Origin of the sequence: uncultured Streptococcus sp., assembly GCF_963511325.1 — a bacterium.
GTDB lineage: Bacteria > Bacillota > Bacilli > Lactobacillales > Streptococcaceae > Streptococcus.
The window spans coordinates 53,443-69,178 of record NZ_CAUPII010000003.1 but is presented as its reverse complement, the minus strand read 5'-3'; the positions used below and the strand labels follow the sequence as shown (position 1 = coordinate 69,178).

The 15,736-nt window shown below is 42.6% G+C and carries 14 protein-coding genes and 2 other annotated features; of the genes, 12 read left to right on the top strand and 2 right to left on the bottom strand.

Going from position 1 to position 15,736, the window contains the following annotated elements; genetic code table 11:
* Positions 1–7: 7 nt before the first annotated feature.
* Positions 8–835 (bottom strand): exodeoxyribonuclease III, encoded by an 828-nt coding sequence (locus tag RQ973_RS01715; protein ID WP_311522547.1) that lies wholly within the window; start codon positions 833–835, stop codon positions 8–10.
* Between the two features lie 262 nt (positions 836–1,097).
* On the opposite strand from RQ973_RS01715, the gene RQ973_RS01710 reads away from it, so the two are divergent.
* The 12 genes from RQ973_RS01710 to trpA all read left to right on the top strand — a co-directional run bounded on the left by RQ973_RS01710 (position 1,098) and on the right by trpA (position 15,078).
* Complete coding sequence (locus RQ973_RS01710; protein WP_311522546.1) at positions 1,098–2,843, top strand: ABC transporter transmembrane domain-containing protein; 1,746 nt, start codon at positions 1,098–1,100, stop codon at positions 2,841–2,843.
* Positions 2,833–4,575, top strand: a complete 1,743-nt coding sequence (locus tag RQ973_RS01705; protein WP_311522545.1) for an ABC transporter ATP-binding protein — start codon at positions 2,833–2,835, stop codon at positions 4,573–4,575. Before RQ973_RS01710 ends, RQ973_RS01705 begins: the two co-directional genes overlap by 11 nt.
* A 106-nt stretch (positions 4,576–4,681) precedes the next feature.
* Entirely contained in the window at positions 4,682–5,374 is a 693-nt protein-coding gene (locus tag RQ973_RS01700; RefSeq protein WP_311522544.1) for a sugar transferase, read from the top strand.
* A gap of 38 nt (positions 5,375–5,412) precedes the next feature.
* A complete protein-coding gene (locus RQ973_RS01695) occupies positions 5,413–6,639 on the top strand; it encodes a DegT/DnrJ/EryC1/StrS family aminotransferase (RefSeq protein WP_311522543.1) in 1,227 nt (408 codons plus the stop codon).
* Between the two features lie 60 nt (positions 6,640–6,699).
* Positions 6,700–6,931, top strand: a binding site (T-box leader).
* A 160-nt stretch (positions 6,932–7,091) separates the two neighbouring features.
* A complete protein-coding gene (gene trpB / locus RQ973_RS01690) occupies positions 7,092–8,270 on the top strand; it encodes a tryptophan synthase subunit beta (RefSeq protein ID WP_311522542.1) in 1,179 nt (392 codons plus the stop codon).
* Positions 8,261–8,492 (top strand) — a binding site (T-box leader). (Overlaps the previous gene by 10 nt.)
* 320 nt (positions 8,493–8,812) lie before the next feature.
* A complete protein-coding gene (trpE, locus tag RQ973_RS01685; RefSeq protein WP_311522541.1) occupies positions 8,813–10,174 on the top strand; it encodes an anthranilate synthase component I in 1,362 nt (453 codons plus the stop codon).
* Positions 10,171–10,737 (top strand): aminodeoxychorismate/anthranilate synthase component II, encoded by a 567-nt coding sequence (locus tag RQ973_RS01680; RefSeq protein ID WP_248035972.1) that lies wholly within the window; start codon positions 10,171–10,173, stop codon positions 10,735–10,737. The genes trpE and RQ973_RS01680 overlap by 4 nt, the downstream gene beginning before the upstream one ends.
* 10 nt (positions 10,738–10,747) lie before the next feature.
* On the top strand, positions 10,748–11,752 hold the full coding sequence (gene trpD / locus RQ973_RS01675; RefSeq protein ID WP_311522540.1) for an anthranilate phosphoribosyltransferase: 1,005 nt from the start codon (positions 10,748–10,750) through the stop codon (positions 11,750–11,752).
* The gene (trpC, locus tag RQ973_RS01670) at positions 11,749–12,516 is read left to right on the top strand and encodes an indole-3-glycerol phosphate synthase TrpC (protein WP_311522539.1); all 768 of its coding nucleotides are present in this window, start codon (positions 11,749–11,751) and stop codon (positions 12,514–12,516) included. Before trpD ends, trpC begins: the two co-directional genes overlap by 4 nt.
* Entirely contained in the window at positions 12,503–13,102 is a 600-nt protein-coding gene (locus tag RQ973_RS01665; protein ID WP_311522538.1) for a phosphoribosylanthranilate isomerase, read from the top strand. The genes trpC and RQ973_RS01665 overlap by 14 nt, the downstream gene beginning before the upstream one ends.
* On the top strand, positions 13,080–14,303 hold the full coding sequence (gene trpB, locus RQ973_RS01660; protein ID WP_070677728.1) for a tryptophan synthase subunit beta: 1,224 nt from the start codon (positions 13,080–13,082) through the stop codon (positions 14,301–14,303). Before RQ973_RS01665 ends, trpB (RQ973_RS01660) begins: the two co-directional genes overlap by 23 nt.
* A complete protein-coding gene (trpA, locus tag RQ973_RS01655; RefSeq protein ID WP_311522537.1) occupies positions 14,296–15,078 on the top strand; it encodes a tryptophan synthase subunit alpha in 783 nt (260 codons plus the stop codon). Before trpB (RQ973_RS01660) ends, trpA begins: the two co-directional genes overlap by 8 nt.
* On the opposite strand, the gene RQ973_RS01650 is transcribed toward trpA, so the two are convergent.
* Positions 15,050–15,709 carry a prepilin peptidase gene (locus RQ973_RS01650; RefSeq protein WP_311522536.1) on the bottom strand — a complete coding sequence of 220 codons (660 nt, stop codon included), beginning with the start codon at positions 15,707–15,709 and terminating at the stop codon, positions 15,050–15,052. The two genes, trpA and RQ973_RS01650, sit on opposite strands and share 29 nt — an antisense overlap.
* Between the last annotated feature and the right edge of the window lie 27 nt (positions 15,710–15,736).

Here is a 15,736-nt window from a genome sequence, read left to right as displayed (position 1 = left end):
TTTCTCCTTAGAAATCAATCTCCAAGACAATCGGTGTGTGGTCTTGGCGTGGGCCTGAGTCAATCATGTCTGACTTGGTAACCTTGTCTGCTACACGGTTACTTGTGAGCCAGTAGTCGATTCTCCAGCCTGTGTTGTTGATTTTTGAAGTCTTGCTACGTTGTGCCCACCAAGTATAGCGTTCTGGCACATCGCCATGGATATGGCGGAAGGTATCTGTAAATCCTTTGGCTAAAAGGTTTGTAAATCCTTCACGTTCTTCGTCCGTGAAACCTGGTGAACGACGGTTGCTGGCTGGGTTGGCAAGGTCAATTTCCTTGTGGGCAACGTTGTAGTCTCCGGTTGCTAGAACAGGTTTTTGCTTGTCTAGTTGAGCCAAGTACTCTGCATATTTGACATCCCAGACTTGACGTTCTTCCAAGCGTTTGAGGCCATCACCAGCGTTTGGTGTGTAAACTTGAGTCACGAAAAATGTATCAAATTCTAAAGTGATGATACGGCCTTCAGAGTCCATGGTAGAAGGGGCACCGATTTCCGGAAAGCTGATAGTTGGAGTCAGTTCTTTCTTATAGAGGAACATAGTTCCAGCATAACCTTTACGAGCAGGTTCTTGAGAGGAACGCCAAGTATTTTCATATCCAGGGAAGAGTTCTTCCAACACCTCGAGGTGTTTTTTAGTAGGACCTTTAGCTGAAATCTTGGTTTCTTGGATGGCGATAATATCAGCGTCTTCGGCTACCAAGGTTTGGAGGACATCTTGTGATAATTTCGCACGCGCAGAATCACTTGTCAATGCTGCATTGAGGGAATCAATATTCCATGAGATCAATTTCATAATGTTTACCTTTTCATTCAGATTATAGACAATATTATACCAGAAAAAGAAGGAATTCCCCAGCGTATGGTTTGAAAAATCCAGGTCATTCCTATATAATAAAGAATGATTTATGTAAAGGATTGAAAATAAATGAAATGTTACTCCTTTGAGTATCTTTATCGCTGAATATGACAAAGTTTAAGTTAGTGTCATCACCTAAGAATAGGAAAAACCTGAGGCAGTCGCCTCAGGTTTCCATTTGTCATTAGAAAGGAATTTTATGTCCATCATCCAAAAACTCTGGTGGTTTTTTAAATTAGAAAAACGCCGTTACCTAGTTGGAATCGTAGCTTTGGTTTTGGTTTCTGTACTAAACCTCATCCCACCTATGGTCATGGGGCGCGTGATTGATGCCATCACTTCGGGACGATTAACACAAGATGAGCTCTTGCTTCATCTCTTTTATCTCTTGCTGGCAGCTTTCGGGATGTATTATCTGCGTTACGTTTGGCGTATGTATATCCTAGGGACTTCCTACCGACTTGGACAAATCATGCGTTCAAGACTATTTGAACATTTTACAAGGATGTCTCCCGCTTTTTATCAGAGTTATCGGACTGGGGATTTGATGGCTCACGCAACCAATGATATCAATGCTCTGACTCGTTTAGCAGGTGGTGGTGTCATGATGGCAGTGGATGCCTCTATCACAGCCTTGGTGACTCTCTTGACTATGCTCTTTAGCATTTCTTGGCAGATGACCTTGGTTGCCATTCTGCCCTTGCCATTTATGGCCTATGCGACTAGTCGTCTGGGGAGAAAGACCCATAAGGCTTTCGGAGAATCCCAAGCAGCCTTTTCTGAACTCAACAATAAGGTTCAAGAATCTGTAGCTGGGATCAAGGTAACCAAGTCCTTCGGTTATCAGTCTGATGAATTAGCCTCTTTCCAGGAAGTCAATGATTTGACCTTCCAAAAGAATCTGCAAACCATGAAATACGATAGCCTCTTTGACCCTATGGTTCTGCTCTTTGTTGGTTCTTCCTATGCCTTAACTCTCTTAGTCGGTGCCTTTATGGTGCAAGCAGGGCAAGTAACCATTGGTAATCTGGTTACCTTTATCTCTTACTTGGATATGTTGGTCTGGCCTTTGATGGCGATTGGTTTCCTCTTTAATATTACTCAAAGAGGGAAGGTTTCTTATCAACGAATTGAGAGTCTTTTGTCCCAAGAGTCACCTGTCAAAGATCCAGCATCTCCACTTAACGGGATTGAAAATGGGCGCTTAGACTATGCCATTGATCGTTTTGCCTTTGAAGACGAGGAGACGCTGAGAGATATCCACTTTAGTCTCGAAAAAGGGCAAACCTTAGGCTTGGTTGGACAGACTGGTTCAGGGAAAACAGCTTTGATTAAGTTGCTCTTACGTGAGTATGACGTTGACCAAGGAGCTATTTATCTGAATGGTCATGACATTCGTGACTATCGACTAGCTGACTTACGAAGTTTGATGGGATACGTCCCACAGGACCAATTTCTCTTTGCTAGTTCTATCATAGAGAATATTTGTTTTGGAAATCCCGACCTACCATTCTCAGCAGTAGAAGAAGCGACTCAGTTGGCTCAAGTCTATCAAGACATTCAAGCCATGCCTGAGGGATTTGATACAGTTATCGGGGAAAAAGGTGTTAGTCTATCTGGTGGGCAAAAGCAACGTCTGGCTATGAGTCGGGCTATGATTTTAAATCCTGATATCTTGATTTTAGATGATTCCTTGTCAGCTGTGGATGCTAAGACAGAGTTCGCGATCATCGATAATCTCAAGGAAACTCGCAAAGATAAAACGACCATCATCACTGCTCATCGTCTCAGTGCAGTTGTTCATGCAGATTTGATCTTGGTTATGCAAAATGGTCGAATCATTGAACGAGGTAGGCATGAAGACTTACTAGTCTTGGATGGTTGGTATGCCCAAACCTACCAGTCTCAACAGTTAGAAATGAAAGGAGAAGAAGATGCGGAATAAACAAGAACAATGGTCTGTATTGAAGCGTTTGTTGTCTTATCTTAAGCCCTATAGTCTCCTCACCTTTTTAGCCCTTGCTTTTCTCCTTGCGACGACTGTTGTTAAGAGTATTATCCCCCTAGTAGCTTCGCACTTTATCGACCAGTATCTAAACAATCTCAATCAGCTTGCTGTTACAGTTTTGTTGGTTTACTATGGTCTCTACATTCTTCAAACTATTGTCCAATATGTGGGGAACATCCTATTTGCGCGCGTGTCCTACAGCATCGTTAGAGATATCCGACGTGATGCCTTTGCCAATATGGAGAAGCTAGGCATGTCTTACTTTGATAAAACGCCTGCAGGCTCTATTGTCTCTCGTTTGACAAATGACACCGAGACTATCAGTGATATGTTTTCGGGAATCTTATCTAGCTTTATCTCGGCAGTCTTTATATTCGTGACGACCCTTTATACCATGTTAGTTCTGGACTATCGTCTGACTGCTTTAGTCTTGCTCTTTCTACCTTTGATTTTCCTTTTGGTCAATCTCTACCGTAAAAAATCTGTCAAGGTCATCGAAAAAACCAGAAGTCTATTGTCAGATATTAACAGTAAACTGGCAGAAAATATCGAAGGAATTCGTATTATTCAAGCCTTTAACCAAGAAAAACGCCTGCAAGAAGAGTTTGATGAGATAAATCAGGAACACCTAGTCTACGCTAACCGTTCAGTAGCCTTGGATTCTCTCTTTTTACGTCCAGCTATGAGTTTGTTGAAGCTGTTGGGATATGCGGTTTTGATGGCTTACTTTGGCTATCGCGGACTTTATCTAGGAATAACGGCAGGAACTATGTATGCCTTTATCCAGTACATCAACCGTCTCTTTGATCCGCTCATCGAGGTAACGCAAAACTTTTCTACTCTTCAGACATCCATGGTGTCAGCAGGTCGTGTCTTTGCACTCATCGATGAGTCCAACTATGAACCGTTCCAAGAAAATGGCCAATCCAAGATTCAAGAAGGAAATATCCGATTCGAGCATGTGTCCTTCTCTTATGATGGGAAACACCAAATTCTAGATGATATTTCCTTTACCGTCAATAAAGGTGAAACCATTGCCTTTGTCGGTCATACAGGATCGGGAAAATCTTCTATCATCAATGTTCTCATGCGCTTTTATGAATTCCAGTCAGGTCGGGTTCTCCTAGATGGTGTGGATATTCGTAAGTATAGTCAGGATGAGCTGAGAAAAAACATCGGTTTGGTTCTACAGGACCCCTTCCTCTATCATGGAACCATCAAGTCCAATATCGCCATGTACCAAGATATCAGCGATGACCAAGTCAAGGCTGCAGCAGAATTTGTCGATGCAGATTCCTTCATTCAGGATCTTCCTTTAGGTTATGATGCTCCTGTGTCTGAGCGTGGTTCAAGTTTCTCAACCGGTCAACGTCAACTTCTTGCCTTTGCTAGAACTGTTGCCAGTCAACCTAAAATCCTGATTTTGGATGAAGCGACAGCCAATATCGACTCTGAAACAGAAGCTCTGGTCCAAAATTCCCTAGCTAAGATGAGACAAGGTCGGACAACCATCGCTATCGCCCATCGCCTTTCTACCATTCAAGACGCTAACTGTATCTATGTTCTTGATAAGGGACGTATCATCGAAAGTGGAACCCACGAGGAACTCCTAGCATTGGGTGGAACCTATCACAAGATGTATAGTTTACAGGCAGGGGCTCTTTCTTAGAGAAGAATTCCTTTAAAACACAGATTTCTTGCACTGCCTCTTTCATTTTGTGGTATAATGTAGAATGTTAATAAAGATTACATAATAAAAACAGAGGAGAATGTGCATGCTGAAATGGGATGATCTACCTCAAGAAATGCAATTGAGCGAGGTAAAACCATACTACCAGCTTGTGTCTAGAAGAAAAGGCTCACTGATTTTCAAGCGTTGTCTAGATTTGTTTCTAGCCGTAGTCTTGTTAATCTTGACCTCCCCCTTATTTCTGATTCTAAGCATCTGGATCAAGCTAGATAGCAAGGGTCCAGTTATTTACAAGCAAGTGCGGGTAACCCAGTACAACCGTCATTTCAAGATTTGGAAATTCCGGACCATGGTGACGGATGCTGATAAAAAAGGAAGTCTAGTAACTTCTGCAAATGACAGTCGTATCACTAAAGTTGGAAATTTCATTCGACGTGTTCGTTTGGATGAATTGCCGCAATTGGTCAATGTCCTCAAAGGGGAGATGTCCTTTGTAGGAACACGCCCAGAAGTACCACGCTACACAGAGCAGTATAGCCCTGAAATGATGGCTACCTTGCTCTTACCTGCGGGGATTACATCGCTTGCCAGCATTAACTATAAGGATGAGGATGCCATCATCAGTCAAATGACTGCAAAGGGTATGACTGTTGACCAGGCTTATGTGGAAAGAGTCCTTCCAGAAAAGATGCACTATAATCTAGCCTATCTACGTGATTTTAATTTCTTCGGGGATATCAAAATCATGTTCCAGACTGTATTTGAAGTTTTAAAATAAGTAATCACAAGAGTGAATACAGTAAAAGGAGTAAATCAATGCCAAATTACAATATTCCATTTTCACCACCCGATATTACCGAAGCTGAAATTGCTGAGGTAGCAGATACCCTTCGTTCTGGTTGGATCACAACAGGTCCAAAGACAAAAGAATTGGAGCGTCGTCTATCTGTCTATACTCAGACACCTAAGACAGTCTGCCTCAACTCTGCAACAGCAGCTCTTGAATTGATCTTGCGCGTGCTTGAAGTGGGCCCTGGCGATGAAGTTATCGTTCCAGCTATGACTTATACAGCATCATGTAGCGTTATCACTCACGTAGGTGCTACACCAGTAATGGTTGATATCCAAGGTGATACCTTTGAAATGGACTATGACAAGCTTGAACAAGCGATTACTGAGAAGACTAAGGTTATCATCCCAGTAGAACTTGCAGGGATTGTCTGTGACTATGACCGTTTGTTCCAAGTTGTTGAGAAGAAACGTGACCTCTTTACAGCTACTAGCAAGTGGCAAAAGGTCTTTAACCGTATCGTTGTTGTCTCAGATAGCGCCCATGCTTTGGGTTCAACCTATAAAGGGCAACCAGCTGGTTCCATTGCAGACTTTACGTCATTCTCTTTCCACGCTGTCAAGAACTTTACAACTGCTGAAGGAGGAAGTGCTACTTGGAAAGCTAATCCAGCTATTGATGATGAAGAAATGTACAAGGAATTCCAAATTCTTTCCCTTCATGGTCAAACAAAAGATGCTCTTGCCAAGATGCAACTGGGTTCATGGGAATACGATATCGTAACACCTGCTTACAAGTGCAACATGACAGATATCATGGCTTCACTTGGTCTGGTTCAGTTGGACCGTTATCCTAGCTTGCTTCAACGTCGTAAAGAAATTGTGACTCGCTATGACCGTGGATTTGCAGGAACTCGTATTCACCCATTGGCGCATGAGACAGATACTGTTGAATCTTGTCGTCACCTTTACGTTACCCATGTAGAAGGTGCTAGTCTCGAGCAACGCAATCAAATTATCCAAGAATTGGCCAAAGCTGGAATCGCAAGTAACGTTCACTACAAACCGCTTCCTCTTTTGACAGCCTATAAAAATCTTGGCTTTGATATGGCAAACTATCCTAAGGCTTATGCCTACTTTGTAAATGAGATTACACTACCGCTTCACACCAAATTAACGGATGAAGAAGTAGATTATATCATTGAGACTTTTATCCGAGTTTCTGAAGAAGTTCTAGGCGCTTCACAAAAATAATTAAAAAAATTAGTAAAAAATTAGTGAAAACGGTTGACAAAGAAAAAACAATAACATATAATTATCTCAACAAATCAGAAAAGTAATTATTTTTAATCTTCAGGAAGCCTGTGGTTACTGTGAACAGGTGGTTGGAAGTAGTGAAATTGGGCTGATTTGAAAAAGTGAATTTGAAACAATGAAAATTCGGTAGGCACACCTTACAGTGCAACTTGTTGTTAGACAAGGCAGAGATGTAAAGGGGATATTCTCTTTACAATTGAGGTGGTACCGCGTTACAAACGCCCTCACATGGAAGTAAATTCCGTGTGTGGGCTTTTTCTATCCGTCATTTTATTTATCTTTTATTAGGGCGTTAAGTCGCTTTGATGAACTTGAGTTCTATCTACAGCACCTTGCCTACTACTAAAAGCAAATAAAAAGCCGGATTCATATAGAAGGAGGAAAAATTTATGACAACTAAAGGATATTTTGGACAATTTGGTGGTAGATTTGTACCAGAACCAATTCAGGCTTTATTAGATGAGTTGGAAGTGACTTTTGATAAATACAAGGACGATCCAGAATTTTTGGCAGAATATCGTCATTACTTGAAAGATTATTCAGGTCGTGAGACTCCGCTCTATTTTGCAGAAAGTTTGACGGATTATCTAGGTGGGGCTAAGATTTATCTCAAACGTGAAGATCTTAATCACCTTGGGTCACACAAACTTAACAATGTCCTTGGACAAATCCTTCTTGCTAAACGCATGGGTAAAAAACGTGTGATTGCAGAGACAGGAGCTGGTCAGCACGGTGTTGCGACAGCTGCAGCTGCAGCTAAATTTGGTATGGCATGTGATGTCTACATGGGGGCAGAAGATGTGGAACGTCAACGTCTCAATGTCTTCCGTATGGAGATGATGGGAGCAACCGTTCACGCAGTTGAAACAGGAACACGTACTCTGAAGGATGCGGTTGATGCAGCTTTTGGAGCATGGATGAATGACCTTGAGGCTTTCTATGTTCTAGGTTCAGCTGTGGGACCTCACCCTTATCCAACGATTGTTCATGAGTTCCAAAAGGTTATTAGTGAAGAATCACGTCGTCAAATCTTGGAAAAAGAAGGACGTTTGCCAGACTACGTCATTGCCTGTGTGGGTGGTGGTTCTAATGCCATCGGTGCCTTCTCGCAGTATGTAGCTGATGAAGAAGTTAAATTGGTTGGGGTAGAAGCTGCTGGTCACGGTTTAGATACCGATAAACACGCGGCAACAATGACCAAGGGTAGTGTAGGAATTGTCGATGGAATGAAAACCTATGCAGTCTTTGGTGAAGATGGAAATGTTGCACCTGTTTACTCTATCTCTGCTGGTTTAGACTATCCAGGGGTTGGACCAGAACACGCCTTCTTTAAAGACTCTGGTCGTGTAGAGTATGTTGCAGCGACTGATGAAGAGGCTGTTCAAGCCTTGCTTCTACTTAGCAAGACTGAAGGAATTATCCCAGCTATTGAAAGCTCCCATGCTATCGCAGAAGCAGTCAAACGAGCACCAAAACTAAGTAGAGATGAGATTATCATCATTAATGTCTCTGGTCGTGGAGACAAGGACGTAGCTGCTATTGCAGACTACCTTGAAGCTAAAAAATAAAAGATGGAAAAGATACAGAGATTTCTCTCACAGAGAGCTTGTGGTTGCTGAAAACAAGCAGAGAAAGCTGTAAGGTTGGGTCCATCTGAATTGAGAGAAGAAAACATGATTCTCAAGGGAGTGCCCTTTATCGCACAACCTGTTACAGGAGCTATCTGAGACAGGAATGAGAGATAGGAGAAATCCTATAATTGAGGTGGCACCGCGAATTTCGTCCTCACGCAAGTTATTTTGCGTGGGGATTTTTATATATTTATTATGGGTCTAGCTATTCAGTTTTAAATTATTTTTCATCATTAAATAGACTGCTACAAAAAATTTGCGAACGAAGTGAGCTTTTAAAAGATATTTCCCGCCATAGTGGTATTCTAGAGAAGCAAAGATGCTTCTCTAGAACGGAATTTTTGAGACCTAAGGCTCAAAAATTAGGGATGAAATTTCGAAGAAAGTTGCTCCCGTCCGCACTATTTAAGGAAAATAGAAGAAAGATAATAAATTAAGACTAAAAGTCTATAAAGAGAAGAATCGAAAGGGAAATTACAATGGAACGAATCATTCATGGAGATGTTTTATCACCAATCTTGGCGTATATGCGCTTAAATGGACAACACAAGGTTATACTTGAAAGTATCCCAAGAGAAAAGGAAAATGCTCGATTTTCTATCTTGGCCTATAATCCAGTTTTTGAGATTAAGTTTGAGAATGGAGTCCTATATCAAAATGGCCAAGTGATTGATCGTGACCCCTTGGATTTTCTCTATGAGGTAACTCATAAGAGCCAGCACCATTCAGACCTACCTTTTGGTGGTGGAGCGATTGGCTTTGTTGGTTACGACATGATTTCTCTCTATGAAGAAATTGGCCAGCTTCCTGAGGATACGATTGGGACGCCAGATATGCATTTCTTTGTTTACGAGAGTTATATGGTATTTGACCATAAGAAAGAAAAAATTCATATCATCGAGGATGCTCTTTACAGTGATCGAAGCAATGAAGAACTAGAAGCGGCTTTGGATCAAGTTTTAGAGGAGTTAAAAATCCCTGCTCCAAATGAATTTGAAGACTTGGACCTTTCTCCACTTCAGTTTAGACCACATATTGCACCTCAGAAATTTGAAGAAATGGTAGAAACAGCTCGCAACTTGATTCGCAATGGAGACATGTTCCAATGCGTGCTCAGTCAGCGTTTCTCAGCAGAAGTAACTGGAAATCCTTTTGACTTCTACAGAAATCTCCGAGTGACCAATCCATCAAATTACCTCTACTTTTATGACTTTGGAGATTATCAAATTATCGGTGCCAGTCCAGAGAGCTTGGTTTCCGTCAAAAATGGCATCGTGACAACAAATCCAATCGCAGGGACACGACCTAGAGGTGCCAATGACGAGGAAGATGCAGCATTAGCTAGTAATCTACTTTCTGATGAAAAGGAGACGGCAGAACACCGAATGCTAGTGGACCTAGGACGCAATGATATCGGTAGAATTGCTGAAACAGCAAGTGTCCAAGTAACCAAGTATATGGAAGTGGAACTTTTCCGCTATGTCATGCATTTGACCAGCGTAGTTAAAGGACGTTTGTTACCAGAACTCACTGCCATGGATGCCTTGAAGGCGACTCTTCCGGCAGGAACAGTATCGGGGGCCCCTAAGATTCGGGCCATGAAACGCATCTATGAGTTGGAAACAGAGAAGCGAGGCGTTTATGCCGGAGCTATCGGCTACCTTTCAGCAACTGGAGATATGGACTTTGCCATTGCAATTCGAACCATGATTCTAAAAAATAAAACAGCCTATGTGCAGGCTGGAGCAGGAATTGTTTATGATTCTATCGCCCAAAACGAATACCAAGAAACCATTAACAAAGCTAAATCTATGACTAGAATGGGAGAACTAAGACCATGATTTTATTGATTGATAATTATGATTCATTTACCTATAACTTGGCTCAATATATTGGGAATTTCGCAGAAGTTCAGGTTTTGAGAAATGATGATCCAAACCTTTATGAAGAAGCTACAAAGGCAGATGGGCTGGTCTTTTCTCCCGGTCCAGGTTGGCCAGCTGATGCTGGGAAGATGGAAGAAGTGATTCGTGATTTTGCAGGTAAGAAACCGATTCTAGGGATTTGTTTGGGGCACCAAGCCATCGCAGAAGTCTTTGGTGGCAAGTTGGGCTTGGCTCCAAAAGTCATGCATGGCAAGCAGAGTCAGATTCGATTTGAGACTCCATCCGTTCTCTATCAAGGAATCGAGGATAATCGTCCAGTCATGCGTTACCACAGTATTTTAATTGAAGAGATGCCAGAAGAGTTTGAAGTGACAGCTCGTTCGACAGATGACCAAGCCATTATGGGGATTCAACACAAAACCTTGCCGATTTATGGCTTGCAGTATCATCCAGAAAGTATTGGAACGCCAGATGGCCTATCTTCTATTCAGAATTTTATCGAGAAAGTTGTAAAGTGAGGAAGACAAAATGAAAGAAATTATTGAAAAATTAGCGAACTTTGAAGATTTATCAAGTGTTGAAATGACAGATGTGATCGAACGCATCGTAACAGGGCGAGTGACAGAAGCACAAATCGCTTCACTACTATTAGCCCTTAAGATGAAGGGAGAAACACCTGAGGAAAGAACAGCCCTCGCTCAAGTTATGAGAGGACATGCTCAACACATTCCAACAAACATTCAAGATGCTATGGATAACTGTGGTACAGGTGGAGATAAGTCATTTAGCTTCAACATTTCTACAACTGCAGCCTTTGTCTTGGCAGGTGGTGGCATCCACATGGCTAAACATGGAAATCGCTCTATTTCTTCTAAATCTGGGTCAGCAGATGTCTTGCAAGCTTTGGGAATCAATATTGACCTCAAACCAGCACAATTGGGTAAGGTATTTGACCAAACAGGAATCGTCTTTCTCTTTGCCAAAAACATGCACCCAGCTATGAAATACATTATGCCAGCTCGCTTGGAGTTGGGAATTCCAACTATCATGAATTTGACAGGACCACTCATCCATCCAATGATTTTGGAAACACAGCTTCTAGGAATCAGTCGTCCTGAACTTCTGGAAAGTACTGCTCAGGTTTTGAAAAACATGGGTCGCAAACGTGCCATTGTAGTAGCTGGTCCAGAAGGGTTGGATGAAGCTGGTTTGAATGGAACTACCAGCATTGCCCTTCTTGAAAATGGCGAAATTACTTTATCAACCTTTTCTCCAGAAGATTTGGGAATGGAACGGATTGCTATTGAAGACATTCGTGGGGGAAATGCTCATGAGAATGCAGCCATCCTTGTCAGTGTTCTTAATAACGAACCAAGTCCATTCTTGGAAACAACAGTCTTAAATGCTGGGCTTGGTTTCTATGCCAATGGCAAGGCAGATACTATCAAAGATGGAGTTGAAATGGCACGTCAAGTAATTGCCAGTGGTAAGGCCCTTGAAAAACTCAGACTATTACAGGAGTACCAAAAATGAGTCAGGAATTTTTGTCACGTATCTTAGAGCAGAAGGCGCGTGAAGTTGAGCAGATGGAGCTGGAGGAAATCCAGCCCCTGCGCCAGACCTATCGCTTAGCTGAATATTTGAAAAACCATCAGGACCGTTTGCAAATCATTGCGGAGGTCAAGAAGGCGAGTCCAAGTATGGGAGATATCAATCTGGATGTGGATATTGTGCAACAGGCTCAGACTTATGAAGCGAATGGCGCGGTTATGATTTCTGTTCTGACAGACGAAGTTTTCTTCAAGGGTCATTTGGATTATCTTCGTGAGATTTCCAGTCAGGTACAGATTCCGACGCTGAACAAGGACTTTATCATCGATGAAAAGCAAATCATCCGCGCTCGCAATGCAGGTGCGACAGTCATCTTGCTCATTGTCGCTGCCTTGTCAGAAGAACGCCTCAAGGAACTTTACGACTACGCGACAGAGCTTGGTCTAGAAGTGTTGGTGGAAACTCATAATTTAGCTGAACTAGAAGTAGCCCACCGTCTAGGAGCTCAAATTATCGGTGTGAACAATCGCAATTTGACTACCTTTGAAGTTGACTTGCAGACCAGCGTAGACTTGGCCAAACACTTCAAGGACGATTGCCTGTATATTTCTGAATCTGCCATTTTTACAGGAGAGGATGCGAAACGAGTTGCACCATACTTTAACGGAATTTTGGTGGGAACAGCCCTCATGCAAGCAGAAGATGTCGCCCAGAGAATCAAGGAGTTGCAGATTGACAAAGGTTAAGATTTGTGGACTATCGACCAAAGGAGCAGTAGAGGCAGCTATGTCGGCTGGATCAGACTACATTGGTTTTGTCTTTGCTCCTAGTAAAAGACAAGTGACCTTGGAACAAGCAGCAGAGCTAGCTAAGATCATTCCTACAAATGTAAAAAAGGTTGGCGTGTTTGTTTCACCAAGTCGGGAAGAATTACTAGATGCGATTGAAAAGGTTGACTTGGATTTGGTACAGATTCATGGTCAGGTGGCAGATGATCTATTTGAGAGTCTACCTTGTGCCAGCATTCAGGCTGTACAGGTGGATGGAGATGGTCACGTGCCAAGTTCTCAGGCAAATTATCTCCTCTTTGATGCACCTGTGGCAGGAAGTGGTCAGACCTTTGACTGGGGGCAACTGGATACGACAGAATTATCTCAGCCTTTCTTCATCGCAGGTGGGCTCAATGAGGATAATGTAGAAGAAGCTATTCAACACTTTACCCCCTTTGCAGTAGATGTATCAAGTGGGGTAGAGACAGACGGACAAAAAGATCATGAAAAGATAAGAAGATTTATAGAGAGGGTAAAACATGGCATATCAAGAACCAAATAAAGATGGATTTTACGGGAAATTCGGTGGACGTTTTGTTCCAGAAACATTGATGACAGCAGTATTGGAGTTGGAAGAAGCTTATCGTGAAAGTCAGGCAGATCCAAGTTTCCAAGAAGAGTTAAACCAACTTTTGCGCCAGTATGTAGGACGTGAAACACCTCTTTACTACGCAAAAAACTTGACCCAGCATATTGGAGGAGCCAAGATTTACCTCAAACGTGAAGACCTCAACCATACAGGTGCCCACAAGATTAATAATGCCTTGGGCCAAGTTCTTCTTGCTAAACGCATGGGCAAAAAGAAAATTATCGCTGAAACTGGTGCCGGTCAGCACGGTGTAGCAACTGCAACAGCTGCAGCCCTTTTCAACATGGAATGTACTATCTATATGGGTGAGGAAGATGTTAAACGCCAAGCCCTCAATGTCTTTCGTATGGAACTTTTGGGAGCCAAGGTGGAAGCTGTAACAGATGGCTCGCGCGTGCTTAAAGACGCGGTCAATGCAGCCCTTCGTTCATGGGTAGCCAACATCGATGATACCCACTATATCCTTGGTTCTGCCTTGGGGCCTCATCCTTTTCCAGAAATTGTGCGTGATTTCCAAAGTGTTATCGGTCGAGAAGCAAAACAACAGTACCGTGACTTGACAGGGCAAGATTTGCCAGATGCCCTAGTAGCCTGTGTAGGTGGTGGTTCTAATGCTATCGGTCTCTTCCATCCATTTGTGGAAGATGAATCTGTAGCTATGTATGGAGCTGAAGCGGCAGGACTTGGTGTGGATACAGAGCATCACGCAGCTACCTTGACCAAGGGTCGCCCAGGAGTTCTTCACGGTTCTCTCATGGATGTTCTCCAAGATGCCCATGGACAAATCTTAGAAGCCTTCTCTATCTCAGCAGGTTTGGACTACCCAGGTATCGGTCCAGAACATTCTCATTACCACGATATCAAGCGTGCGACCTATGTTCCTGTGACAGATGAAGAGGCCTTGGAAGGATTCCAACTCTTGTCTCGTGTGGAAGGGATTATCCCTGCCTTGGAGTCTAGTCACGCTATCGCCTTTGCGGTGAAATTAGCCAAAGAACTTGGTCCAGACAAGTCTATGATTGTCTGTCTATCAGGTCGCGGAGACAAGGATGTAGTTCAAGTTAAAGACCGCTTGGAAGCAGACGCAGCAAAGAAGGGAGAAGCTCATGCCTAAGACACTAACAGAAAAATTGAATGCAATTAAAGCAGCAGGAAAGGGAATTTTTGTTCCCTATATCATGGCTGGAGACCACGAAAAAGGATTAGATGGTCTTGCTGAAACAATCCACTTTTTAGAAGACTTGGGTGTGTCTACCATTGAGATAGGAGTTCCCTTTTCAGACCCTGTTGCAGACGGTCCAGTTATCGAAGAAGCAGGCTTGAGCAGTCTAGCTCGCGGAACCTCTACCCAGGCTTTAGTTGAAACTTTGAAGACTATTGAAACAGAAGTTCCACTTGTTATCATGACCTACTTTAACCCCCTCTTTCAGTACGGTATTGAGAAATTTGTCAAAGACCTTTCTGATACAGCGGTTAAGGGATTGATTATTCCAGACCTGCCTCATGAGCATGCTAACTTTGTAGAGCCCTTTTTGGTGAATACAGACATTGCTTTGATTCCACTTGTCAGCTTGACGACAGGAATGGAGCGTCAAAAAGAACTCATTGAAGGGGCAGAAGGTTTTGTTTATGCTGTTGCCATTAACGGGGTGACAGGGAAAGCAGGAAATTACCGAGATGACTTGGACAAGCACTTGGCTCAACTGCATCAAGTGGCTGACATTCCAGTCTTGACCGGTTTTGGTGTATCCACACAAGCTGATGTAGAACGCTTTAATGCAGTATCAGATGGCGTTATCGTCGGTTCCAAGATTGTTAAGGCTCTACATGGAGGACAAGTAGCAGAAATCGCTGACTTTATCAGACAAGCAGTAGCTTACCAAAAATAATCATGCAAGCAGCAAGCAAGAGGAAGGGCACAAAAGGAAGCCTTTCCTTTTTCTTTAGTAGGAGAAAGGCTAGAATGCCAGTTGTAGAAGCGAACTGTATCAAAATCAGCATTTCAGTTAGACTAAAAATAAGTGCACAAGAAGCCAGAAAGAGGAAATCACCGGCACCAATACGGAAATCTATAAGCTGAGCCAAAATTCCCAGTATAAGAAAGAAAATCATAACTAGATTCCAACCACAGCAAACCATGAGGATTAAGTGAAAAATCAGCCAGACTAGCAAGGGATATTCTTGATGCTGGAGATCATAGATTCCTAAGGTCAAGCCAGCAGTTATCAGAATAAGTTGTCCTAAGGTTAGAAATTCCCAGGAGAAAGCTAGAAAGAGAAGCCCCAATCCAAACTCAAAGAGAGCATACCAAAAGGGATAGCTTGAGTTACAGTAGCGACAGCGAAAGCGCCCAATTACTTGAGAAACAATTGGAATCAAATCTAGTGTTCTCAAGCGAGTCTGACAAGAATCACAGTGACTTGCAGGAAATACGATGGATTGTTCAGGGAAGCGATCGATGACTAAGCCTAGAAAGGAAGCAAGAATCGTTCCAACAAGAAAAAAGTAAAGATGGATCATACTTATTTATTCGGAAAAAATAAGAGA

What these genes read in the sequence shown, in the direction of transcription:
- RQ973_RS01715 (WP_311522547.1), bottom strand. Translation starts at nt 835, where the DNA reads ATGAAATTGATCTCATGGAATATTGATTCCCTCAATGCAGCATTGACA.
- RQ973_RS01710 (WP_311522546.1), top strand. Translation starts at nt 1,098, where the DNA reads ATGTCCATCATCCAAAAACTCTGGTGGTTTTTTAAATTAGAAAAACGC.
- trpB (WP_311522542.1), top strand. Translation starts at nt 7,092, where the DNA reads ATGACAACTAAAGGATATTTTGGACAATTTGGTGGTAGATTTGTACCA.
- trpB (WP_070677728.1), top strand. Translation starts at nt 13,080, where the DNA reads ATGGCATATCAAGAACCAAATAAAGATGGATTTTACGGGAAATTCGGT.
- RQ973_RS01695 (WP_311522543.1), top strand. Translation starts at nt 5,413, where the DNA reads ATGCCAAATTACAATATTCCATTTTCACCACCCGATATTACCGAAGCT.
- RQ973_RS01680 (WP_248035972.1), top strand. Translation starts at nt 10,171, where the DNA reads ATGATTTTATTGATTGATAATTATGATTCATTTACCTATAACTTGGCT.
- trpA (WP_311522537.1), top strand. Translation starts at nt 14,296, where the DNA reads ATGCCTAAGACACTAACAGAAAAATTGAATGCAATTAAAGCAGCAGGA.
- trpC (WP_311522539.1), top strand. Translation starts at nt 11,749, where the DNA reads ATGAGTCAGGAATTTTTGTCACGTATCTTAGAGCAGAAGGCGCGTGAA.
- trpD (WP_311522540.1), top strand. Translation starts at nt 10,748, where the DNA reads ATGAAAGAAATTATTGAAAAATTAGCGAACTTTGAAGATTTATCAAGT.
- RQ973_RS01650 (WP_311522536.1), bottom strand. Translation starts at nt 15,709, where the DNA reads ATGATCCATCTTTACTTTTTTCTTGTTGGAACGATTCTTGCTTCCTTT.
- trpE (WP_311522541.1), top strand. Translation starts at nt 8,813, where the DNA reads ATGGAACGAATCATTCATGGAGATGTTTTATCACCAATCTTGGCGTAT.
- RQ973_RS01700 (WP_311522544.1), top strand. Translation starts at nt 4,682, where the DNA reads ATGCTGAAATGGGATGATCTACCTCAAGAAATGCAATTGAGCGAGGTA.
- RQ973_RS01705 (WP_311522545.1), top strand. Translation starts at nt 2,833, where the DNA reads ATGCGGAATAAACAAGAACAATGGTCTGTATTGAAGCGTTTGTTGTCT.